18 protein-coding genes are annotated in these 17,734 nt (G+C 68.2%); 6 read left to right on the top strand and 12 right to left on the bottom strand.

Translation table 11 applies throughout. The features are described from left to right. Positions 1 to 6: 6 nt before the first annotated feature. Genes ACW7G3_RS09520 through ACW7G3_RS09510 form a run of 3 tightly spaced genes read right to left on the bottom strand, consistent with a single transcriptional unit; the run spans position 7 to position 5,981 of the window. Positions 7 to 3,822 (bottom strand): YhdP family protein, encoded by a 3,816-nt coding sequence (locus ACW7G3_RS09520; RefSeq protein WP_456982530.1) that lies wholly within the window; start codon positions 3,820 to 3,822, stop codon positions 7 to 9. Between the two features lie 45 nt (positions 3,823 to 3,867). Then, positions 3,868 to 5,358, bottom strand: a complete 1,491-nt coding sequence (gene rng / locus ACW7G3_RS09515; protein WP_456974686.1) for a ribonuclease G — start codon at positions 5,356 to 5,358, stop codon at positions 3,868 to 3,870. Next, on the bottom strand, positions 5,355 to 5,981 hold the full coding sequence (locus tag ACW7G3_RS09510) for a Maf family protein (protein WP_456974684.1): 627 nt from the start codon (positions 5,979 to 5,981) through the stop codon (positions 5,355 to 5,357). The genes rng and ACW7G3_RS09510 overlap by 4 nt, the downstream gene beginning before the upstream one ends. Positions 5,982 to 6,104: 123 nt before the next feature. On the opposite strand from ACW7G3_RS09510, the gene ACW7G3_RS09505 reads away from it, so the two are divergent. Further along, complete coding sequence (locus ACW7G3_RS09505) at positions 6,105 to 6,836, top strand: SIMPL domain-containing protein (protein WP_456974682.1); 732 nt, start codon at positions 6,105 to 6,107, stop codon at positions 6,834 to 6,836. A gap of 14 nt (positions 6,837 to 6,850) precedes the next feature. Next, positions 6,851 to 7,054 carry a hypothetical protein gene (locus ACW7G3_RS09500; RefSeq protein WP_456974680.1) on the top strand — a complete coding sequence of 68 codons (204 nt, stop codon included), beginning with the start codon at positions 6,851 to 6,853 and terminating at the stop codon, positions 7,052 to 7,054. Between the two features lie 9 nt (positions 7,055 to 7,063). Here ACW7G3_RS09500 and rlmH read toward each other — a convergent pair whose 3' ends face one another. The 6 genes from rlmH to leuS all read right to left on the bottom strand — a co-directional run bounded on the left by rlmH (position 7,064) and on the right by leuS (position 13,119). Beyond that, entirely contained in the window at positions 7,064 to 7,534 is a 471-nt protein-coding gene (gene rlmH / locus ACW7G3_RS09495; RefSeq protein WP_456974678.1) for a 23S rRNA (pseudouridine(1915)-N(3))-methyltransferase RlmH, read from the bottom strand. A 45-nt stretch (positions 7,535 to 7,579) separates the two neighbouring features. After that, the gene (gene rsfS, locus ACW7G3_RS09490) at positions 7,580 to 8,002 is read right to left on the bottom strand and encodes a ribosome silencing factor (RefSeq protein ID WP_456974676.1); all 423 of its coding nucleotides are present in this window, start codon (positions 8,000 to 8,002) and stop codon (positions 7,580 to 7,582) included. 27 nt (positions 8,003 to 8,029) lie between these two features. Then, positions 8,030 to 8,704 (bottom strand): nicotinate-nucleotide adenylyltransferase, encoded by a 675-nt coding sequence (nadD, locus tag ACW7G3_RS09485; RefSeq protein ID WP_456982529.1) that lies wholly within the window; start codon positions 8,702 to 8,704, stop codon positions 8,030 to 8,032. Beyond that, on the bottom strand, positions 8,704 to 9,771 hold the full coding sequence (holA, locus tag ACW7G3_RS09480) for a DNA polymerase III subunit delta (protein WP_456974672.1): 1,068 nt from the start codon (positions 9,769 to 9,771) through the stop codon (positions 8,704 to 8,706). Before holA ends, nadD begins: the two co-directional genes overlap by 1 nt. Further along, complete coding sequence (locus tag ACW7G3_RS09475; RefSeq protein ID WP_456974670.1) at positions 9,768 to 10,268, bottom strand: LPS-assembly lipoprotein LptE; 501 nt, start codon at positions 10,266 to 10,268, stop codon at positions 9,768 to 9,770. The genes holA and ACW7G3_RS09475 overlap by 4 nt, the downstream gene beginning before the upstream one ends. 91 nt (positions 10,269 to 10,359) lie before the next feature. Continuing rightward, the gene (leuS, locus tag ACW7G3_RS09470) at positions 10,360 to 13,119 is read right to left on the bottom strand and encodes a leucine--tRNA ligase (protein ID WP_456982527.1); all 2,760 of its coding nucleotides are present in this window, start codon (positions 13,117 to 13,119) and stop codon (positions 10,360 to 10,362) included. A gap of 123 nt (positions 13,120 to 13,242) precedes the next feature. On the opposite strand from leuS, the gene ACW7G3_RS09465 reads away from it, so the two are divergent. After that, positions 13,243 to 13,401, top strand: coding sequence for a hypothetical protein (locus ACW7G3_RS09465; protein ID WP_456982525.1), 159 nt, complete (start codon positions 13,243 to 13,245; stop codon positions 13,399 to 13,401). Next, on the top strand, positions 13,398 to 13,649 hold the full coding sequence (locus ACW7G3_RS09460; RefSeq protein ID WP_456982524.1) for a SemiSWEET transporter: 252 nt from the start codon (positions 13,398 to 13,400) through the stop codon (positions 13,647 to 13,649). Before ACW7G3_RS09465 ends, ACW7G3_RS09460 begins: the two co-directional genes overlap by 4 nt. Positions 13,650 to 13,922: 273 nt before the next feature. Here the strand turns inward: ACW7G3_RS09460 and ACW7G3_RS09455 are convergent, their stop codons facing one another. Further along, a complete protein-coding gene (locus ACW7G3_RS09455; RefSeq protein ID WP_456982523.1) occupies positions 13,923 to 14,510 on the bottom strand; it encodes a DUF998 domain-containing protein in 588 nt (195 codons plus the stop codon). Continuing rightward, the gene (locus ACW7G3_RS09450) at positions 14,507 to 14,725 is read right to left on the bottom strand and encodes a helix-turn-helix transcriptional regulator (RefSeq protein ID WP_456974660.1); all 219 of its coding nucleotides are present in this window, start codon (positions 14,723 to 14,725) and stop codon (positions 14,507 to 14,509) included. The genes ACW7G3_RS09455 and ACW7G3_RS09450 overlap by 4 nt, the downstream gene beginning before the upstream one ends. A 243-nt stretch (positions 14,726 to 14,968) precedes the next feature. On the opposite strand from ACW7G3_RS09450, the gene trxA reads away from it, so the two are divergent. Together trxA and ACW7G3_RS09440 are read left to right on the top strand one after the other, a co-directional pair. Then, the gene (gene trxA, locus ACW7G3_RS09445) at positions 14,969 to 15,856 is read left to right on the top strand and encodes a thioredoxin (RefSeq protein ID WP_456974893.1); all 888 of its coding nucleotides are present in this window, start codon (positions 14,969 to 14,971) and stop codon (positions 15,854 to 15,856) included. Positions 15,857 to 15,864: 8 nt separating this feature from the next. After that, the gene (locus ACW7G3_RS09440) at positions 15,865 to 16,314 is read left to right on the top strand and encodes a DUF4442 domain-containing protein (protein WP_456982521.1); all 450 of its coding nucleotides are present in this window, start codon (positions 15,865 to 15,867) and stop codon (positions 16,312 to 16,314) included. Positions 16,315 to 16,324: 10 nt separating this feature from the next. Here ACW7G3_RS09440 and ACW7G3_RS09435 read toward each other — a convergent pair whose 3' ends face one another. Next, positions 16,325 to 17,698, bottom strand: coding sequence for a hypothetical protein (locus ACW7G3_RS09435; RefSeq protein WP_456982520.1), 1,374 nt, complete (start codon positions 17,696 to 17,698; stop codon positions 16,325 to 16,327). Positions 17,699 to 17,734 lie beyond the last annotated feature (36 nt).

Genomic DNA, 17,734 nt, shown 5'->3' with positions numbered 1-17,734 from the left:
CCAGGGCTATTGCTGCGGCGGCGGGCGGTCACGCTCGGCCACGCGCGGGGCTTCGCGGCGGACCACCTCCACCTCCGGCTCGCTCCACGGACCGCTGATGCGGTAGGTGGTGGATCCCAGTTCGCTCAGCGGCCGGCGCAACACGGCGTTGGCCATCGCGCCGACCGCAGCGCCCACCGGGCCCGCGGTAATCGCGCCCACCGCGGCCAGCACATTGCCAGACTTGGGCAACACTTCAACGGTCTGATCGTAGGTACGCGCACGCAGGTCGGCCTGGCCCGAGATCTGGATCCGGGCCGCAGGCCCGTCCATTACCAGGCTTTCGCTGCGCGCCTGCCCGGCCACCACCTGGACTTCACCCTCGATGCGGTTGAAGGCAAAGCCCTTGGCGAAGAAATCGCGGAAATCCAGCGACAGCCGGCGTGGCAGTTCAGCGATGCTGAGCAGCCCCAGCAGTCGCCCCGCCCCGGGCTGTACCTCAAGCAGCTGGCCATCGCGCAGCCGCAGGCCGAGCGTTCCATCCAGCAGTTCAGCCTTGAAGCCGGCCGGGCTTGCAGGCCATGCCGCAGCCAGCTGCAGGCGCCCGTCTGCGCCGTTGACGTGTCCGTGGTAGCCGAGCCCATCCAGCAGCTGGCCGAAATTGGCGCTGGCCACGCGCATTTCCATCCGCGTATGCGCCGCGCCGCCGCGGCCCGTCCAGTCGCCGCTGGCCACCACGTGATGGACAGGCGACTGGGTTTCCAGCTGCTCGATGCGCATGCCTCCAGCTGTCCGGCTGGTGACCAGGGTGGCGGTTCCCAGCTGTGCCTGATCCACTCTCAGGTCCTCGACCGATAAGCGGATGGGTGGGATCCGCGATGGATCCGGTCCCTCTCCGGCCACGACGGCGTCCTCCAGGACGTCGGAAGGCGCAGTCGCGGCGCCTTGCCCATGGCCCCGGTGCCAGTGCCAGTGCAGTCGCTGGAAGTGCCCTGCCAACGCGGTGCTTTCACCCTCGGGCAGGGTCAGCGTGCCGGCAATCGCCTCACCGTTGAAGTCCAGGCGCGTCCCTTCATCGTCGCGCCCGGCGCGGACATGGACACTGCCGAAGCTGCCGCCAGCCAGTTGCAGCCGCTCGACCTGGAGATCCACGTCGGCCAACGCCAGGCCGTCCGCCTCGCCGCTGCCGTCCCCGGCCACCAGGCCGGCCCACTCCAGCGCGGCCAGCTCGGGCGTACGGCCCTCAATCACGAGGCCCGCAGTGGGTACGCCAGCCACTGCGCCCCCCATGCTCACCCTTACGGCAGGTGGGCCATCGCCCGCACGCGCGCGCAGCGACATCCGCTGGCCGAACTGCACTTCCACATCGCCACTGCCCAACGGCAGCGGAATGGCTACCCGCGCCGGCAGCGCAAGGGCCGCGGATTTGGCCAGCGGCGCAGGCAGCTCCAGCGTCGTGCCCACCAGATCGGACTCCAGGGTCAGCCGCGCCGCGGTCGCCTCGGCGTTGTTTCCGGGCACGGTCACGGCAACCGTCCAGGCTGAACGACCGTGCAGGTGCGGCCGCAGCCAGTCCAACTGCGGCGCGCGGGCCAGCAGCCCGGGCGCGTCCAGGACGCTGCTGAATTCGCCTTCAAACAGGGTCTTCGCATCCACCACGTGCCCCGTGCCGGCGCGCAACGCCACCCGGCCCGGATGCCCGTCGACCCGGGCGCTGAGCGATCGGGCCTGGAAGCCATGCTGGTCATACACCAGCTCGCCGCGCAGGTCATGGAAGGAAAGCCCCCACTCCGGAATGGCGGCCTGCACCCCGGTCAGACCAGCGCTGCCCTCGATTCGCGGCCTGCTTCCACCGCCGTGCAAAGACAGCAGCATGGCGAAGTCGGCCCGCAATGGACCCCCGGCCTGCAGCCCTTCCAACGCCGCGACCGCCAGTGGACTGCGCTGCAGCATTGCGATGGCATCGCCGGCGTCGGTGTCCGGCGCGGTCCTGGCGGTAATGGCCAGTTCGGCGCGTCCGAATTCCGGGATGCCGGCCTCAAGCTGCTCCACCGCCACGTCGGCGATCGCGCCCGTGCCGTGGAAGTCGAACCCGGAGCCGATGAAGCGCAGCTGGCCCTGCAGCCGTTCCGCAGCCGGCCAATCAGGCTGGAACGCGAGGGTGGCATCCACCAGCTCTGCTTCGGCGTGGAACAGACCGGTGCCGGCGCGCCCCGGGGCTTCGTCGAAAGGCCAGTCATCGAGGTCGCCGGACAGCACGGCGCGCCCGTTGCGCACCAGCCCTTCAACGAGGGCCGCATCCAGCCATGCAAGCGTCTTCTCCGACATCTTGTGGCGGACCCAGAACTTCTTGGCCACCGGAATCCGGGTCTCGTCCAGGCGTGCGGCCAGATCGATCCGCGGGCGGCGGCCGTCGCCCAGGAAAGCCAGTCCGCCGCGCACATCGACGCCGTAGCCGTCGCCCTCGAGGCGCAGCGCGGGGGTCTGCACCCGCCAGCCGTCGTCCTCGACCCACGCGACCACATCGCCGGCCAGCGACACCAGATGCACCTCGCCGAAGCCGCTGGGCCAGTCAAACTGCACCCGCGCCTCGGGGTCGGGGGTGAACACCAGGCCTTGGGAATCCGCCACGAGTTCGCCCCGAAGGCCCGCCAACCCGGGCCCGTCACCCACGGCATCGAATGCCAGCGTTTCAATCTGCGCCCGCGCCCGCAGCGGCCCGCCGCGCACGCCCGCCAGCTCCACATCCGTCAGTACCGCGTTGGCGCCTGCCCGGTCCAGCCATGCACGCAGCCCGGTGCCTGGCCTGTCGCTGAGGGCAAGGATTTCCAGCAGCGGAGCCGCCTCGATCCGATTCGCCGCCAGGGCAAAATCGCTGCCGATCCGGGCCGCGAGTCCCGTGGTCAGCCAGTCCTGTCCGGCGCGCCGCAGGCGCAGCTCCGGAACATCGATCCGCCAGCCATCGTTCGCCTGGCGCCACCGGAATTCCGCGTCCAGCTGGTTAAATCCGATCCGCGCTGGCGCGGCGTCGTCAGCGGTGCGGGCAAGGCCCACGTCTTCCAGCGCAGCGCGCGCCGTCACCGATTCAATGCGCGCGTCGTGCAGGTCAGCCCACGCCTGGATCCGGCCATGACCCTGCTCCAGGCGGACCCCGGCCAGCTGCAGCAGCGCCGACCAGGCGTTGAGATTGGCCCCATCCACGCTTGCGTACAGCTGCCCATCGCCGCTGTTGCGGTCAAATCGCGCGGTCGCTATCAGCGGGGCGTCATCGGCCGATATCCAGGCCCGGCTTGCCGCACGCACGCGGTCGCCGTTGACACGCAGGCGCAGGTCGATGTGGGGGACCCGGGCGTACAGCGCCAGGTCCGGCGCGTCCACGGTCAGACTGGCATCAATCACCTGCAGTTCGCCCAGACGCTCAAGGGCCGTGAATGGATCCCCACCATTCCCCTGGCCAGGCAGGCCGCGCGCGTGCCAACGGCCGTCGGGATCACGCTCCAGGGTCAGGTCAAGGTTGCGCAGCCGCAGTTCGGTCAGTGAACGCCCCGGCAGCAGGCCGCTGTACTGGGCCACCAGCATTTCGGCCTCGCCAATGGTCACCGCGCCTACGCCCTGGCCCACCTGCAGGCCACGCAGCTGCAGCAGAGGCCCACGCCGGGTCCATTCCGCCTGCAGGCCGTCAAATGTCACCGGATGCCCGGTGCGATCAGTCAGCCACGCCTCCACCCGCTGCGGATTTCGCTCCAGCGCGGGCAGCAGCCGGCTGGCCACCACCGCACCCAGCGCCATGAGGACCAGCAGCGCGGCCAGGGCATACCAGAGCGCCCGCCGCGTTATCCGCAAGCCAGTGCGTGCAGCGGCATTCACCGCGCCAATCCGCTCACGGAATCAGAGCAGCACCACATCGAACTGCTCCTGCGGATACTGGTCGTCGGCCTGGAAGCGGATCGACTTGCCGAGAAATTCCTCCAGCTCCGCCACTGCCACTGATTCATCCTCGGTGATGTGGTTGACCACGGGGGGGGATGCGATCACCAACAGCCGCTCGGCATCGAACTGGCGCACCGCGCGGGTGATTTCGCGGAACACCTCGTAGGTGACGGTTTCGGCGGTCTTGAGCATGCCGCGCCCGCCGCAGGCGCCGCAGGGCTCGCTGAGCTGGCGCTGCAGGCTTTCCACAGTGCGCTTGCGGGTCATCTCCACCAGGCCCAGCGGCGAGAAGTCGTACACCGTGGTCTTGGCATGGTCGCGGGCCAGGGATTTCTCCAGCGTGCGCAGTACCTGCCGCCGGTGCTCGGCCTCCACCATGTCGATGAAGTCGATGATGATAATCCCGCCGAGGTTGCGCAGGCGCAGCTGCCGGGCCACCGCCTGGGCCGCCTCCAGGTTGGTGCGGTAGACGGTTTCCTCCAGATTGCGCTGGCCCAGGAAAGAGCCGGTGTTCACGTCCACCGTGGTCATCGCCTCGGTCTGGTCAATCACCAGGTAACCGCCGGATTTGAGCGGCACCTCTTTGTTCAGCGCGCGGGCAATCTCGTCTTCCACCCCGTACAGGTCAAACACCGGGCGCTCACCGCCGTAGTGCTCGATCTTCTCCGCCAGGCCGGGCACGTACTGGGCCGCGAACGCGCGCAGGCGGTCGCAGGTTTCGCGCGAGTCCACCTTCACCTTTTCCACGTCATGGCGCATGAGGTCGCGCACCGCACGCATGGGCAGGGTCAGGTCTTCGTAGATGCAGCTGCCGACCTTCGTCTCCCGCGACTGCTGTTCCACCAGCGCCCAGACACGGGCCAGATAGGCCGTGTCCTCGGTCAACGCGTCCTCGGACTGGCCCTCGGCATTGGTGCGCACGATGTATCCGTGTCCGCTGCCCGCGGCCGACAGGCCGGACACGATCGTCTTCAACCGGGTCCGCTCCTGCTCATCCTCGATGCGCACCGAAACGCCGATCACGCTCGAATGCGGCAGCAGCACCAGGAAGCGCGACGGAATGCTGATCTGGGTGGTGATGCGCGCGCCCTTGCCGCCGATCGGCTCCTTCACCACCTGCACCACGATGTCCTGGCCGTCACGCAGCAGCTCGGTGATCGGCGGCACCGGGGCCGGCGCCGGCAGTCCGGCGGCATCGGCTTCCATGGCCGGCTCGGGCAGCGGCCGCATGACATCGTTGGCGTGCAGGAACGCGGCCCGCTCAAGGCCGATGTCCACGAACGCCGCCTGCATGCCGGGCATGACCCGCTGCACCTTGCCCTTGTAGATGTTGCCGACCACGCCGCGGTTCCAGCCGCGCTCGATGTACAGCTCCTGCAGCATGCCGTTTTCAACTACCGCCACGCGGGTCTCGCGCGGGGTGACGTTGACCAGGATTTCCTCGCTCATGCCTGTGCCCCCTGCGGAACCGTCCCGCGTTCCGTATCCATTCCCACCGCCGGCCCGCCTTCAATGCCGGCTTCGCGCAGCAGGCAGGCCGTCTCGTACAGCGGCAAGCCCATCACGCCCGAATAGCTTCCCGACAGGCGCACGACGAACGCCTCGGCCCCGCCCTGGATCGCATACGCGCCGGCCTTGCCCATGGGCTCGCCGCCAGTCACATACGCATCGATCTGCGCCGGAGTCAGCGGCGCGAACTCCACCACGGTCACCGACAAGGCCTGGAGGCTTCGATCGGGAGCGCGCAGCGAGACCGCGGTGAGCACCCGATGTTCGCGGCCGGACAGCCGCGCCAGCATCCGCGCCGCGTCATCGGCATCGACAGGCTTGCCGAACACCTCGCCATCCAGCACAACCTCGGTATCCGAGCCCAGGACCCATGTGCCGGCATCGCGCCCAAGCTGGCCCAGGGCCGCGACGGCCTTTTCATCCGCAACCCGGGCCACGTAGTCCTCCGGAGTCTCACCTTCGGCGCGCACTTCCGGAATATCCACCGCCTGCACGGAAAACGGCACGCCCAGGCGGGCGAGCAGTTCGCGGCGGCGGGGGGATTTGGAAGCCAGATAGAGCATCTGGACAAGGATACCCTCCAGGCCTCGTCACTCCGGAGCGCAGCCGGCCCCGACCCCGTTCCGGCTCACGGGCCGTTCACTGGACGACGACAATCCTTAACCCGATTCTTTCAGGAGCTTCCGATGGCCCGTTTTCTTGTTCCCGCCGCCCTTCTCGCCCTTGCCGTGGGCACCGTTGCTGGTGGCGCGCATGCCCAGCAGCCGGCCGTAGCTACCCCAGCCAGCCAGAACGGCACCTTGCTCTCTGTGTCGGCACAGGGTGAGAGCAAGCGCGTTCCCGATGTGGCGACACTGTCGACCGGGGTTGTGACGCAGGCGGCGGATTCCAGCGCCGCCATGCAGGCCAACGCCCAGCAGATGAACCGCGTCATGACGGCCATCCGCGACGCCGGCATTGTCGAGCGCGATATACGCACCAGCGGAATCAGCATTTCCCCCCGATATCGGCATACCGAGGACGAAACTCCGCAGATCAGCGGCTACGAGGCCCGCAATACGGTCAATGTGACCGTGCGCGACATCAGCAAGCTGGGCCAGGTGCTGGACGTGCTGGTGGCCAGTGGTGCCAACCAGGTCCACGGCCCGCAATTCGAGATCGGTGAGCCGGAGGAGGCCTACAACGAAGCCCGCCGCGCCGCACTGGACGCCGCCCGTTCCCGCGCCGGACTGTATGCCGATGAGCTGGGCCTGAAAGTGCGGCGCATCGTCAGCATCAGCGAAGGCGGCGGCTTCATGCCTCCCCCGATGCAGATGATGGCCTCCCGGGCCATGGACAGCTACGAGTCGACTCCGGTTTCACCCGGTGAAAGCACCCTGTCGGTCAATCTGGACGTGGTCTTCGAACTGGGCCGTTGAACGGCCGGAGCCCCATGACTGGAAAACACCGCACCACACCGCACGACAGGACCATCCCGGCCCGACGCGACGACGACAAGTCCGGCTATCCCGAGCGCACCCCGCGCGACCGGGAGGACGCCCGCAACCCGGACGGCAAGCAGCCTCGCGATCCGGACGACGGCGGCCTGGACCGCGAACCGGGGGACAGCGCAGACCCGGCCAGCGATGACGACTGAGCGGACTGTTCAGGCGCGGTGATAGGGGTGGTTGGCCAGCATGGCCGCGGCGCGGTAGAGCTGCTCGGCCACCAGCAGCCTGACCAGCATGTGCGGCAGGGTCAGGCGTCCGAGTGACCAGCGCTCATCGGCCCGCTCCAGCACCTGATCGGCGTGGCCTTCGGGCCCGCCGATCAGGAATGCGAGGTCGCGTCCCTGGCCGCGCCAGTGCTCCAGGCGCACGGAAAGGGCTTCTGAATCCCACTCGCGACCGCGCCCGTCCAGGGCCACCACGTGGATATCCCGCGGCAATGCCGCCAGCACGCGCTGGCCTTCGTCATCGATCGCCCTGGCAGGATCACGGCCTTTGCCGCGCATGCCGGGGCTGATTTCCACCAGCTCCAGCGGCAGCCAGTGCGACAGCCGCTTGCGATATTCGGCAAAGCCTTCCGCCACCCATGCGGGTGCGCGGTCGCCCACGGCAACCAGGCGCGCTTTCATCTATGCAGGGGATGCCGGCCTTCAGCCGGACCGGATTTGCCGCGCTCAGCGCGCGGCATCGTCGCCAGCGGGGCCATCAGACTCTGGCGCGGCGTCATCGCCCACCGACCACAGCCGCTCCAGCGCGTAGAACTCGCGCACCCGGGGCAACATCACGTGCACTACCACGTCGCCCAGATCCACCAGCACCCACTCCGCTTCCTGCTGCCCTTCGACGCCCAGCGGCCGCACATCAAGCACCTTGGCCTGACGCACCACTTCATCGGCAATCGATTTCACATGGCGGCTGGAAGTGCCGGAGGCGACGACCATGAAGTCGCACACGCTGGTCTTGCCGCGCACGTCGATCTCGGTGACCTCCTTGGCTTTCAGCTCCTCAAGGGCCAGGTGAACCTGGCGGAGCAGCGCGTCGGCGGCCGGCGGGGGATCGGGAAGGCGGGTCTTGATGACTTGTGCGGGGTTGCTCAAAGGGTCGGCTCGTGGGATTTGCGGCGATTATAGCGAAGACGCCGTGTTCGCAGCGTCGCGGTACAGGCCGCGGGCTTCGATCCTGGCCGCAACCGGCGCCGGCAGCAGGTGTTTCCAGGGACGGCCATCTGAAATCCTGCTTCTCAGGCCGGTAGCCGAGACATCATGAAGCGGCTGGCCGAGCCGCAACACCTTGCCGGCCGGGGTCGCCGTCAGGGCGTCCGCGGTCCCCACCCAGCGCTCCCGGACCTCTCCGGCCAGTGGCTCGGGCAGCGGATCCAGCACGCTGTCCTGCCCCGGCCGCGCGGCCACCACGAAGTGCGCCAGGCCGAACAGTTCGCGCCAATCCTTCCACCCGGGCAGGCCGAGGAAGCTGTCGGCGCCCAGCAGCAGGGCCACCGGCACGTCCGGCTGCCGGGCGCGGAGTTCGCGGAGCGTATCGACGGTATAGCTGGCGCCGGAGCGCTCGAGCTCGCGACGGTCCACGCACAGACCCTGCTCATCGCCCACGGCCAGATCGAGCATGGCTGCCCGTTCATCGGCCGAGGCGCCAGGCGGGGGGCGGTGCGGCGGATCGGCCGCCGGCATCATCCGTATCGGGCTGCCCAGTGTCTGCCAGGCCGCACGTGCAATGGCGAGATGGCCGTTGTGCACGGGATCAAACGTGCCGCCGTACAGGACAAGCAGGCCGGCCTGTGCCATCACGCCAGCATTGGCAGCGCGCGTCGGTCGGCCACCGCCAGCAGCAGGCGCTCCAGCGCCTGCCAGGGGTCGCCAGCGGCGCGCCCCTTGGCCATGCGGTCGATGTGGCCGGCCTCGGCCAGGAACTTTTCCCAGCGGGCGGCGCCATGGCGCTGCAGGGCGCGGCGGAATACCGCCTGCTTGGCCTCCCACACGCGCAGCGTGCGAAATTCGGACACCAGGTTGCCGCCGCGCGCTTCCACCCGTGCCAGCGCGGCCGCCCGCTGCAGTTCCATCACCACCATGCCCATCAGCGCGGGCACTGCAATGCCTTCGGCACGCAGGCCGGCCAGCATCCGCGCCACCTGGGCGGGTTGGCCGTTGAGGGCGCCATCGATCAGGCGGAACACGTCGAAGCGGGCCGCGTCGGCCACCAGCTCCTGCATCCTGCCCACGTCCAGGCGGGTGTCACCGGCCAGCAGGACCAGCTTGTCGATCTCCTGCGCCGCCGCCAGCAGATTGCCTTCAACCCGGTCGGCCAGCAGTTGCACCGCGTCACGGTCGGCGGCTACGCCGCGGCTGCGCAGGCGCTGCTCGATCCAGCTGGAAATCTCGTGCGGCTTGATCGCCCAGGCCACCACCAGGCAGCCGATGCGGGCGATTGCTTCGCTCCACTTCCCGCCGTGCTGCCGGCTCCATTCTCCGCCGGTGACCAGCAGCAGCACGTCGTCCGGCGGCTGCTCGCAGAACGCGCTGAGCACTGCCGCACCTTCCTTGCCGGGCTTGGTGCTGGGCAGGCGCACCTCGATCACGCGCCGGGAGGCAAACAGGCTCGGCGCGCGGAAGCTGGCTTCCAGCGCGGCCCAATCAAAGCTGCGCCCATCGGCCTCGAATACCTCGCGCTCGGTATAGCCTTGGGTAATGGCCTGGGCACGAACCGCATCGGCGGCTTCCAGCACCCGCAATGTTTCCGGACCGGCGATCAGGTAGGCCGGATGCAGGGTGCCGGCCTGCAGCTGTCGGATCAGCTCCTCGGGGGCCAGCTCGCGGCTCCGGCCCTGCGCGCGTCCTCGACCGGAAGCGCTCAAGGCGCGCGTGACGCGCCGTCGATCCGGCGCACGATCGAGACCACCATGTCGCGGCGCATTTCGCGGCTGAGCAGTTCGCGCTCGCTGTCCGCGCCGGTCAGGTCTGACGGACTCTGGATGTAGTCGCGCGCCAGCTCAACGGCCTGCTGGGGGACCAGGTCTTCGCCATCGGCCCGCACCAGTTCGAACACCACCGCATAGCGCAGGGTGTACTCCTGGGCACGGCCACGGGCGTCGATGCTGATCGGGGTGCTGCCCCAACGCTCGGACAGGATTCGCAGGCGGGCGACCTCATCGTTGCGGCCGCGGCCCTCGACCACGGTAGCGCCGGAGCGGATCAGGGCCTGGGCCAGCGAATCGGCCAGCGGGCTGTAACGCCCCTGCCCCTCCACCTGGATCGGCCCCAGGTCGGGTGGCAGGCTCAACGCGCTGCGCAGTTGGAACCCGCAGCCGGCAAGGATGAGGGCAAGAATGAGGGCGGTTGCGGCTCGGATCATGTGGGCAGTGTGGCTGAGCGGTCGGCGGGCGACAAGATTAGCAATCCGGCGGCGGGTGCACGCAGTGGCCCGCCGCCGGTGGGGGTGGGGTTCAGCCGATCACGATGTTGACGATCCGTCCGGGCACCACAATCACCTTGCGCACCTGTTTGTCTTCCAGGAAGCGGGCCACGGCGGGCTCGGCCAGCGCCTGTGCCTGGATGGCGTCGCGGTCGGCATCGGCCGCCACTTCGATGGTGCCGCGCAGCTTGCCGTTGACCTGCACCGCCAGCGTCGCCGTCTCACTGGCCAGTGCATCGGCATCGACCGCCGGGAAAGGCACGTCTTCCAGCAGGGCTTCAGGATGGCCCAGCAGCTGCCACAGCGCGTGGCTGGTGTGCGGGGTGATCGGGTTGAGCAGCAGCGCCATGGCACTGAACACCTCGTGACGCAGCGCCCGGCCGTTGGCGGACCGGTCGTCGTATCTGGCCACGCTGTTGAGCAGTTCCATCACCGAGGCAATCGCGGTGTTGAAGCTGTAGCGCCGGCCGTAGTCGTCGCCCACCTTCTGGATCGTCTGGTGCAGCTGGCGGTGCAGGGAGCGGCCGGCGTCATCCAGCGCGGCCTTGTCCAGCGCCGGCGCCGGGCCTTCATCGGCATGCTTCTGCACCTGCGCCCACAGCCGCCGCAGGAACCGGGCCATGCCTTCCACCCCGGCCTCGCTCCACTCCAGCGACAGTTCCGGCGGCGAGGCGAACATGGAGAACAGGCGCACGGTATCGGCACCGTAGCGGTCAATCATGGCCTGCGGGTCGACGCCGTTGTTCTTGGACTTGGACATCTTTTCGATGCCACCGATGCCCACCGGCCGGCCATCGGCCGTCAGCGTGGCCCCGGTGACCTTGCCCTTGTCGTCGCGGGTGACCTCGACCTCGGCCGGGTTGAACCAGGTCTTCGAGCCATCGAGGTTCTCGCGGAAATAGGTGTCGGCGATCACCATGCCCTGGGTGAGCAGACGCCGGGCCGGCTCGTCGCTGTCCACAAGCCCCTGGTCGCGCAGCAGCTTGTGGAAGAAGCGGAAGTACAGCAGGTGCAGGATCGCGTGCTCCACCCCGCCGACGTACTGGTCAACCGGCGTCCAGTAGTTGGCCCGGCCGTCCACCATGTCGCCCGCGCCGGGCGAGGTGTAGCGGGCGTAGTACCAGCTGGACTCCATGAAGGTGTCGAAGGTGTCGGTCTCGCGCTCGGCCGCGCCCCCGCACTGCGGGCAGGTGGTCCGGCGCCATTCCGGGTCGGCCTTGATCGGCGACTGCACGGTGCCGCAGGCGAAGGCGTCTTCGACGTCCTCGGGCAGCACCACCGGCAGCTGGTCTTCCGGCACCGGCACCGCGCCGCAGGCGTCGCAGTAGATCACCGGGATCGGGCAGCCCCAGTAGCGTTGGCGGCTCACGCCCCAGTCGCGCAGGCGGAAGTTGATCTTGCGCTGGCCGATACCCTCGTCCTCGAAGCGCTTGGCCAGCGCGTCGAAAGCCGCATCGAAATCCATGCCGTTGTATTCAGCGGAGTTGATCAGGTGACCCTGCTCCACGTAGGCGCCCTGCTGCTCGATGTGCTCCAGGTACTCGCGCACCACGGCCACCGCGGCCGAGGTGTCGTATGCATCCACGGTCGTTCCGGACAGCGCGGCCTGGAACGGGTCCACGTCTGCCGCCACGTCGCGCACCAATTCGTCCAGCGCATCGTGCACTGCAGGCGGCACCACCACCGGCCGCACCGGCAGACCGTACTGCTTGGCGAACTCCCAGTCGCGCTGGTCGTGGGCCGGCACTGCCATCACCGCCCCGGTGCCGTAACCCATCAGCACGAAGTTGGCCACGTAGATCGGCACGTCCTCGCCGGTCACCGGATGGATCGCCCACTGGCCGGTGGCCATGCCGCGCTTTTCCTGCGCGTCCAGCTCAGCCTCGGACACGCCGCCCTTGCGCAGTTCCTCGATGAAGGCGGCCAGTCCGGGATTGTCCTTCGCGGCCTTCTGCGCCAGCGGGTGCTCGGCGGCGATGGAAATGAAGGTCACGCCCATCAGCGTGTCCGGCCGCGTGGTGTAGACCGGCAGCAGCTCATCTTCGCCATCGACGCGGAAGCCGAATTCCAGGCCTTCGCTGCGGCCGATCCAATTGCGCTGCATGGTCTTGACCGACTCCGGCCAGCCATCCAGCGTGTCCAGTCCGTCCAGCAGCTCCTGGGCGTAGTCGGTGATCTTCAGGAACCACTGCGGGATCTCGCGCTTTTCCACGGTGGCACCGGAGCGCCAGCCCTTGCCATCAATCACCTGCTCGTTGGCCAGCACGGTCTGGTCCACCGGATCCCAGTTGACTACCGCGTTCTTCCGGTACGCCATGCCCTTCTTCATCAGGCGCACGAACATGCGCTGCTCGTGCACGTAGTAATCCGGCGAACAGGTGGCGAACTCGCGGCTCCAATCGATCGCGTAGCCCAGCGCCTTGAGCTGCTGGCGCATGTGGTCGATGTTGGCGTAGGTCCACTTGGCCGGCGCGGTCCGGTTCTGGATCGCGGCGTTCTCGGCCGGCAGCCCGAACGCGTCCCAGCCCATCGGCTGCAGCACGTTCTTCCCGGTCATCCGCTGGTAGCGGCTGATCACATCGCCAATGGTGTAGTTGCGCACGTGCCCCATGTGCAGCGCCCCGGAGGGATACGGCAACATGGACAGGCAGAAGAACGAAGGCTTGTCCGGATCCTCGGTCACCTGGAAGGCGCGGGTTTCATCCCAGAAGCGCTGGGCGTCGGATTCAACCCTGGCGGGCTGGTAGCCGGCCTGGTCGGCGGCGGCAGAAGAGGATTCGGACACGGGCATGGACAACTGTGCAAGGGGACCGGAAAGCCTACCGCAGCCCACAAAGTCCCGCCATTGGCCGGGCGGCTTGCCGTCCGGACCGGTCGTGCTTCTAATGGAAGGATTCTGGACCGGGGGACCAACATGCACCGATTCCTGATCGCGAGGCTGGTGGCGTTCGCTGCCCTGCCCTGCTTTCGCCGCCGGCGAAGCCAAAGCCCGCTGGAAAACCTGGAAGCGCTGATGGACGTGCGCTTCGTGATGAAGGACGGCACGGTGTTCAAGCACGCGGACGCGCCATGAGCGTCGAGTGGCTCGGCTACGCCGCGGCGATCCTGACCTCGATCGCATTCGTGCCACAGGCGGTCAAGACCATCCGCAGCCGCGACACCAGCGGCATTTCGCTCGGCATGTACGTGATCTTCACCGTCGGCATCGGCTTCTGGTTCGCGTATGGGCTGGCGCTTGGCTCATGGCCAATGATCCTCGCCAACATCACCACCTTCATACTGGCCGGGACCATCCTGGTGTTGAAGCTGCGACACGGCTGAGCCCGGACGCTCCCGGCATACCCGCGACTGCGGTACCCACTGCGTCTTGCCCCCCCAGTAGGAGCGCGCCATGCGCGCGAAGCCGCGTGACCCTGACGCGGGCGGGCCGGCGGGGCATTCCCGGACGGGACACGCACGTAAATACGTCCATGTAGGCTTATCGGCGCCGTCCATGGCGCCGATAGTCCCGCCCGGGAATGCCCCACCGGCCCCTCAGCATTCGCTGCGATCCCGGGGGGCGGAGTCACGCGGCTTCGCGCGCATGGCGCGCTCCTACATTGGACTACGGTGCAGGCTGGCCAGCCACGGGGCGAGGGCCAGCCATAGCAGCCAGGCGGCAAGCGCGATGCGCTGGGCGATGGGTGGCTCCAGCACCGTCGCAGGGATGAACATCATGGCCAGCACTATGCCCACCGCTGCGCCCGTGATGGCGCGGACGCTCGGCATGCCCACGGCCAGCAGCGGCGCGCCGGCGGCGAAGGCGATCCACCACACCAGCCAGGCGCTGGCATGCAGGCCGCTGGCTGGCGCGTCCAGGTCCTGGGGATCCAGCGGCAACAGCCCCTGGGCGGCAAAGGCGAGCGCGGACAGCAGCAGCATCCGTGCACCAATGCGCGCCAGCCAGCCGGCGCTTGCGGGAAGCCGGAGATACAGCCCATGCGCCACCACCGCCGCCAGAAGGCCCGGCACCGCGAACCCCACCACGTTGAAAGCCATCGCCCCGGGCACTCCATCGGCACCGAGCAGGCCCAGCGGATACAGCCCGTGCGAATAGCCTTCCAACGCCGACCCGGCCACCACCGCAGCTGCGACGCAGCACAGCACCGCGCACCAGGCGGACATCTGCATCCATCGGCTCATCGCTTTCCCTCCCAGCGGAATACCTCTTCCACACCCACCCCGAACGCATGCGCGATGCGGAACGCCAGCTCCAGCGACGGCGCGTAGCGCTCCGCCTCCAGCGCGATGATGGTCTGCCTGGTGACGCCGCAGGCATCGGCCAACGCCTGCTGGGTCATCTCGCCGTGCTCGAAGCGCAGGCGGCGGATTTCATTGGCGATCGGCGTGCCGGTCAATGCCGGTCCCGCCAGTACGCGCGTCCGCTGCCCAGCAGCAGCCACAGGCCGATGCCCGCCACCCCGAGCAGTCCACCCCAGCCCCATCGTTGGATCGTCATGATGTCAACTCAACCGGACTAAACGTAAAGTATCTTTTACTTTGAAGCGCCCGAATGTCAACTTCTTTTTACATCGGCTTGGATTCATGAACCGCCGCCACCATGCTTGCGGCATCGCATCAGGAATTCCCCAATGAACCAGCTGCCCTCTTCGCCCCACGTCTTTGACGCCACCACCGCCAATTTCGAGACCGACGTCCTGCAGAAATCCACGCAGGTTCCGGTGTTGATCGATTTCTGGGCCGAATGGTGCGGCCCGTGCAAAACCCTCGGACCGATCCTTGAAAAGGTGGCGGGCGAGTACAACGGCGCTTTCGTACTGGCCAAGGTGGATGTGGAGGCGGAGCAACAGCTGGCCGCCGCGTTCCAGATCCGCTCGATCCCCACCGTATTTTTGCTGGTCAACGGCCAACCAGTGGATGGATTCGCCAGCGCGGTCGCCGAGGGCGAGGTGCGCGAGTTCCTCAAGCGCAACGGTATCGAGCCCGCCGCGCCTGCGCTGGAAGGGTTTGAGCCGCAGGATGGCGACCCAGCCCCTGGCGCACCGGCCACACCGGCCGATCCGCACGCCGAAGTGGCGCGCGTGCGGGCACAGGTGGAGGCCGAGCCGGACAGCGAGGAACACAAGCTCGACCTGGCACTGGCCCTGCTGCGCACCGGTGCCACCGATGAGGCCCGCAAGCTGCTCGACGCCCTCCCTGCCAACCTGGCCACCGATGACCGCACGGTAGCTGCGCGCGCGCGCCTTGAATTCGCCGCCCTGCTGGCCGACGCGCCGGTGCCCGCTGACCTGGAAGCGGCAATCACGGCTGACCCGGCTGACCTGCGCGCCCGCCATCTGCTCGGCGTGCATCTGATCGTCGGCGGCGATGCCGAAGCAGGCCTGGAACAGTTCATCGAGATGCTGCAGCGTGACCGCGATTACCAGGACGGGCTGCCCCGCAAGGCATTGATCGACGCATTCCAGATCGTCGAGGATCCCGCCGTGGTGGGCCGCTACCGCAGGAAGATGGCCTCGCTGCTGTTCTGAGGCCCGGCATGAAGCCGTCCACCCTGCGCCACGGCATGAACCTGTGGCCCCCGTTCCTGTTCTCCGGCATCCACGTGGCGGCGATCGCGAACGACTGGCGCAGCGCCCGGGTCGAGCTGCGCATGCGCCCCTGGAACCGCAATTACGTTGGCACCCACTTCGGTGGGAGCCTGTTTGCCATGACCGATCCGTTCTGGATGATGCTGGTCAAGGAGCGCCTCGGCCGCGACCACTACGTCTGGGACCAGGCCGGCGAAATCGAGTTCCTCAAGCCCGGTCGCGGCACCGTGCACGCCAGCTTCGAGCTGGACGACGCCACCCTGGACACCATCCGTGAGGCCACCGCTGGCGGCGCGAAGTACCTGCACTGGTTCCAGACCGAGGTGATCGACGCCGAAGGCGACGTGGTCGCCCGAGTGCGCAAGCAGGTCTACGCCCGCCGCAAGCCCGGTCGCTGATACCCAGCGCTCAGTGCCTCGCTGCCGCATGCAGCTCCGGCGGCAGCGGGATCGTCCAGTGCGTCTGCCTGCCGTCATCGGAGAACGGCATGTGCGAAAGCGACATGCGCAAATGGGTGCCGTCAGGGCCCACCTCAAAGCTGCGATCCCCCTCTTGTGGCAGATGCGGGCTGCGGGCCAGCAATGCAGGCACATCGCGGATGTCGCCGGCGCTGGCCTGTTCACGCATCCACGCCAGGGTCTGCAGGAGCCGGATCTTTGCAGCCGCATCCAGCGCCCTGTCTTCGTAATGTACGTACGCCGGTGCCGCGATATCCGAGAGCACGCAGCCGACCAGGTTGGCCCAGCACTCCAGCCGTCCCAGACCCGCAGGCAGTTCCGGAATCGACACGGGCAGGTCCTGCGCGCGCAGGCGGCCGGCTTCATCGCTGCAAGGCCAGGCCAAATGCGCGGCAATGAGCGCGTCGGTCGTGCCGGGGTCATATACCAGTCGGCCGCCCGGGGACATCGTGCCAGCCATCCAGTTCCTCGCCTCCGCACCCCAGGCCCACTCGCCCCGCATGGCCCGGCAGGTACCCAGCTCCTCAGGCTGTAATGGCGCCAACGCTTCATCACATTCACCGGGGAGCACGTGCCCGACCGGCAGTTCGGCCAGCATCTCGGCGAGCAGTGCGCTCTGGCCCCCGATCACCGCGAAACCCATCGTGGAGAACAGCAGGGTGTCTGAATTGGTCGCCAGCCTGCGGTAGCCGGTAATGGCCCGGCAGCTGCCGGCCAGCGCACGGTCATGCTCGCCATCAACGAACCACAGCGCATGGCGTGTCGTCGGCAGGCCCAGCCATTGCAGCCGCGGCAGCCTCGCATCCAACACCGGCGAGATCAGGCTGTACATGTGGTCATAATCGGCGAGGGCTTCCACCCGGTCCACGAGATCGTTGGCCCCAGCCAAGCGGGCGGCATGTGCGTCACGATCGTCGCGCACATGCGCCAAGCAACCGCCGGCCCCCGGGCCGCCCCCCAAGCCGCATGACGCCGGCCCGTCGACCAGTGTCGGCCCCAGGTCGCGATAGCGCCCTGCAGCCACGCTTTCCAGCGCCGCCACCGCTGACTCCCGCTCCGCATCCCCAAACGGTGGCAGCGCGTTGAAGCGGGCGGCGTCCTCCGCCGCCACCGCGTCAACTTCGGACGCGGGCACATCCCATTGCAACAGCCACGCGAGCGGCCAGGCATTACGTCCGGATGGCTCTGGCATCTGCTCGAACAGTTCCAGCGCCGCACGCTGTTCCGGGCTGCCCCCCCGCACCCGCGAGATACTCCACAGCACTGCCACCAGCACAATCAACACCAGCAGCACGCTTCCGATCCGCAACACCCATCGCCGCATTCCCTGCCCTCCCTGACGACCAACCTGGCCACTGAT

The sequence above is a fragment of the Luteimonas sp. A478 genome (genome assembly GCF_054052025.1).
This window is presented reverse-complemented; position numbering and strand designations above follow the sequence as displayed.

Bases quoted from the DNA above. Each gene is read 5' to 3' on its own strand.
- rng (WP_456974686.1), bottom strand. From the start codon at position 5,358: ATGAGCGAGGAAATCCTGGTCAACGTCACCCCGCGCGAGACCCGCGTG.
- ACW7G3_RS09510 (WP_456974684.1), bottom strand. From the start codon at position 5,981: ATGCTCTATCTGGCTTCCAAATCCCCCCGCCGCCGCGAACTGCTCGCC.
- ACW7G3_RS09505 (WP_456974682.1), top strand. From the start codon at position 6,105: ATGGCCCGTTTTCTTGTTCCCGCCGCCCTTCTCGCCCTTGCCGTGGGC.
- ACW7G3_RS09500 (WP_456974680.1), top strand. From the start codon at position 6,851: ATGACTGGAAAACACCGCACCACACCGCACGACAGGACCATCCCGGCC.
- rlmH (WP_456974678.1), bottom strand. From the start codon at position 7,534: ATGAAAGCGCGCCTGGTTGCCGTGGGCGACCGCGCACCCGCATGGGTG.
- nadD (WP_456982529.1), bottom strand. From the start codon at position 8,704: ATGGCACAGGCCGGCCTGCTTGTCCTGTACGGCGGCACGTTTGATCCC.
- ACW7G3_RS09475 (WP_456974670.1), bottom strand. From the start codon at position 10,268: ATGATCCGAGCCGCAACCGCCCTCATTCTTGCCCTCATCCTTGCCGGC.
- leuS (WP_456982527.1), bottom strand. From the start codon at position 13,119: ATGCCCGTGTCCGAATCCTCTTCTGCCGCCGCCGACCAGGCCGGCTAC.
- ACW7G3_RS09465 (WP_456982525.1), top strand. From the start codon at position 13,243: ATGCACCGATTCCTGATCGCGAGGCTGGTGGCGTTCGCTGCCCTGCCC.
- ACW7G3_RS09460 (WP_456982524.1), top strand. From the start codon at position 13,398: ATGAGCGTCGAGTGGCTCGGCTACGCCGCGGCGATCCTGACCTCGATC.
- ACW7G3_RS09455 (WP_456982523.1), bottom strand. From the start codon at position 14,510: ATGAGCCGATGGATGCAGATGTCCGCCTGGTGCGCGGTGCTGTGCTGC.
- ACW7G3_RS09440 (WP_456982521.1), top strand. From the start codon at position 15,865: ATGAAGCCGTCCACCCTGCGCCACGGCATGAACCTGTGGCCCCCGTTC.
- ACW7G3_RS09435 (WP_456982520.1), bottom strand. From the start codon at position 17,698: ATGCGGCGATGGGTGTTGCGGATCGGAAGCGTGCTGCTGGTGTTGATT.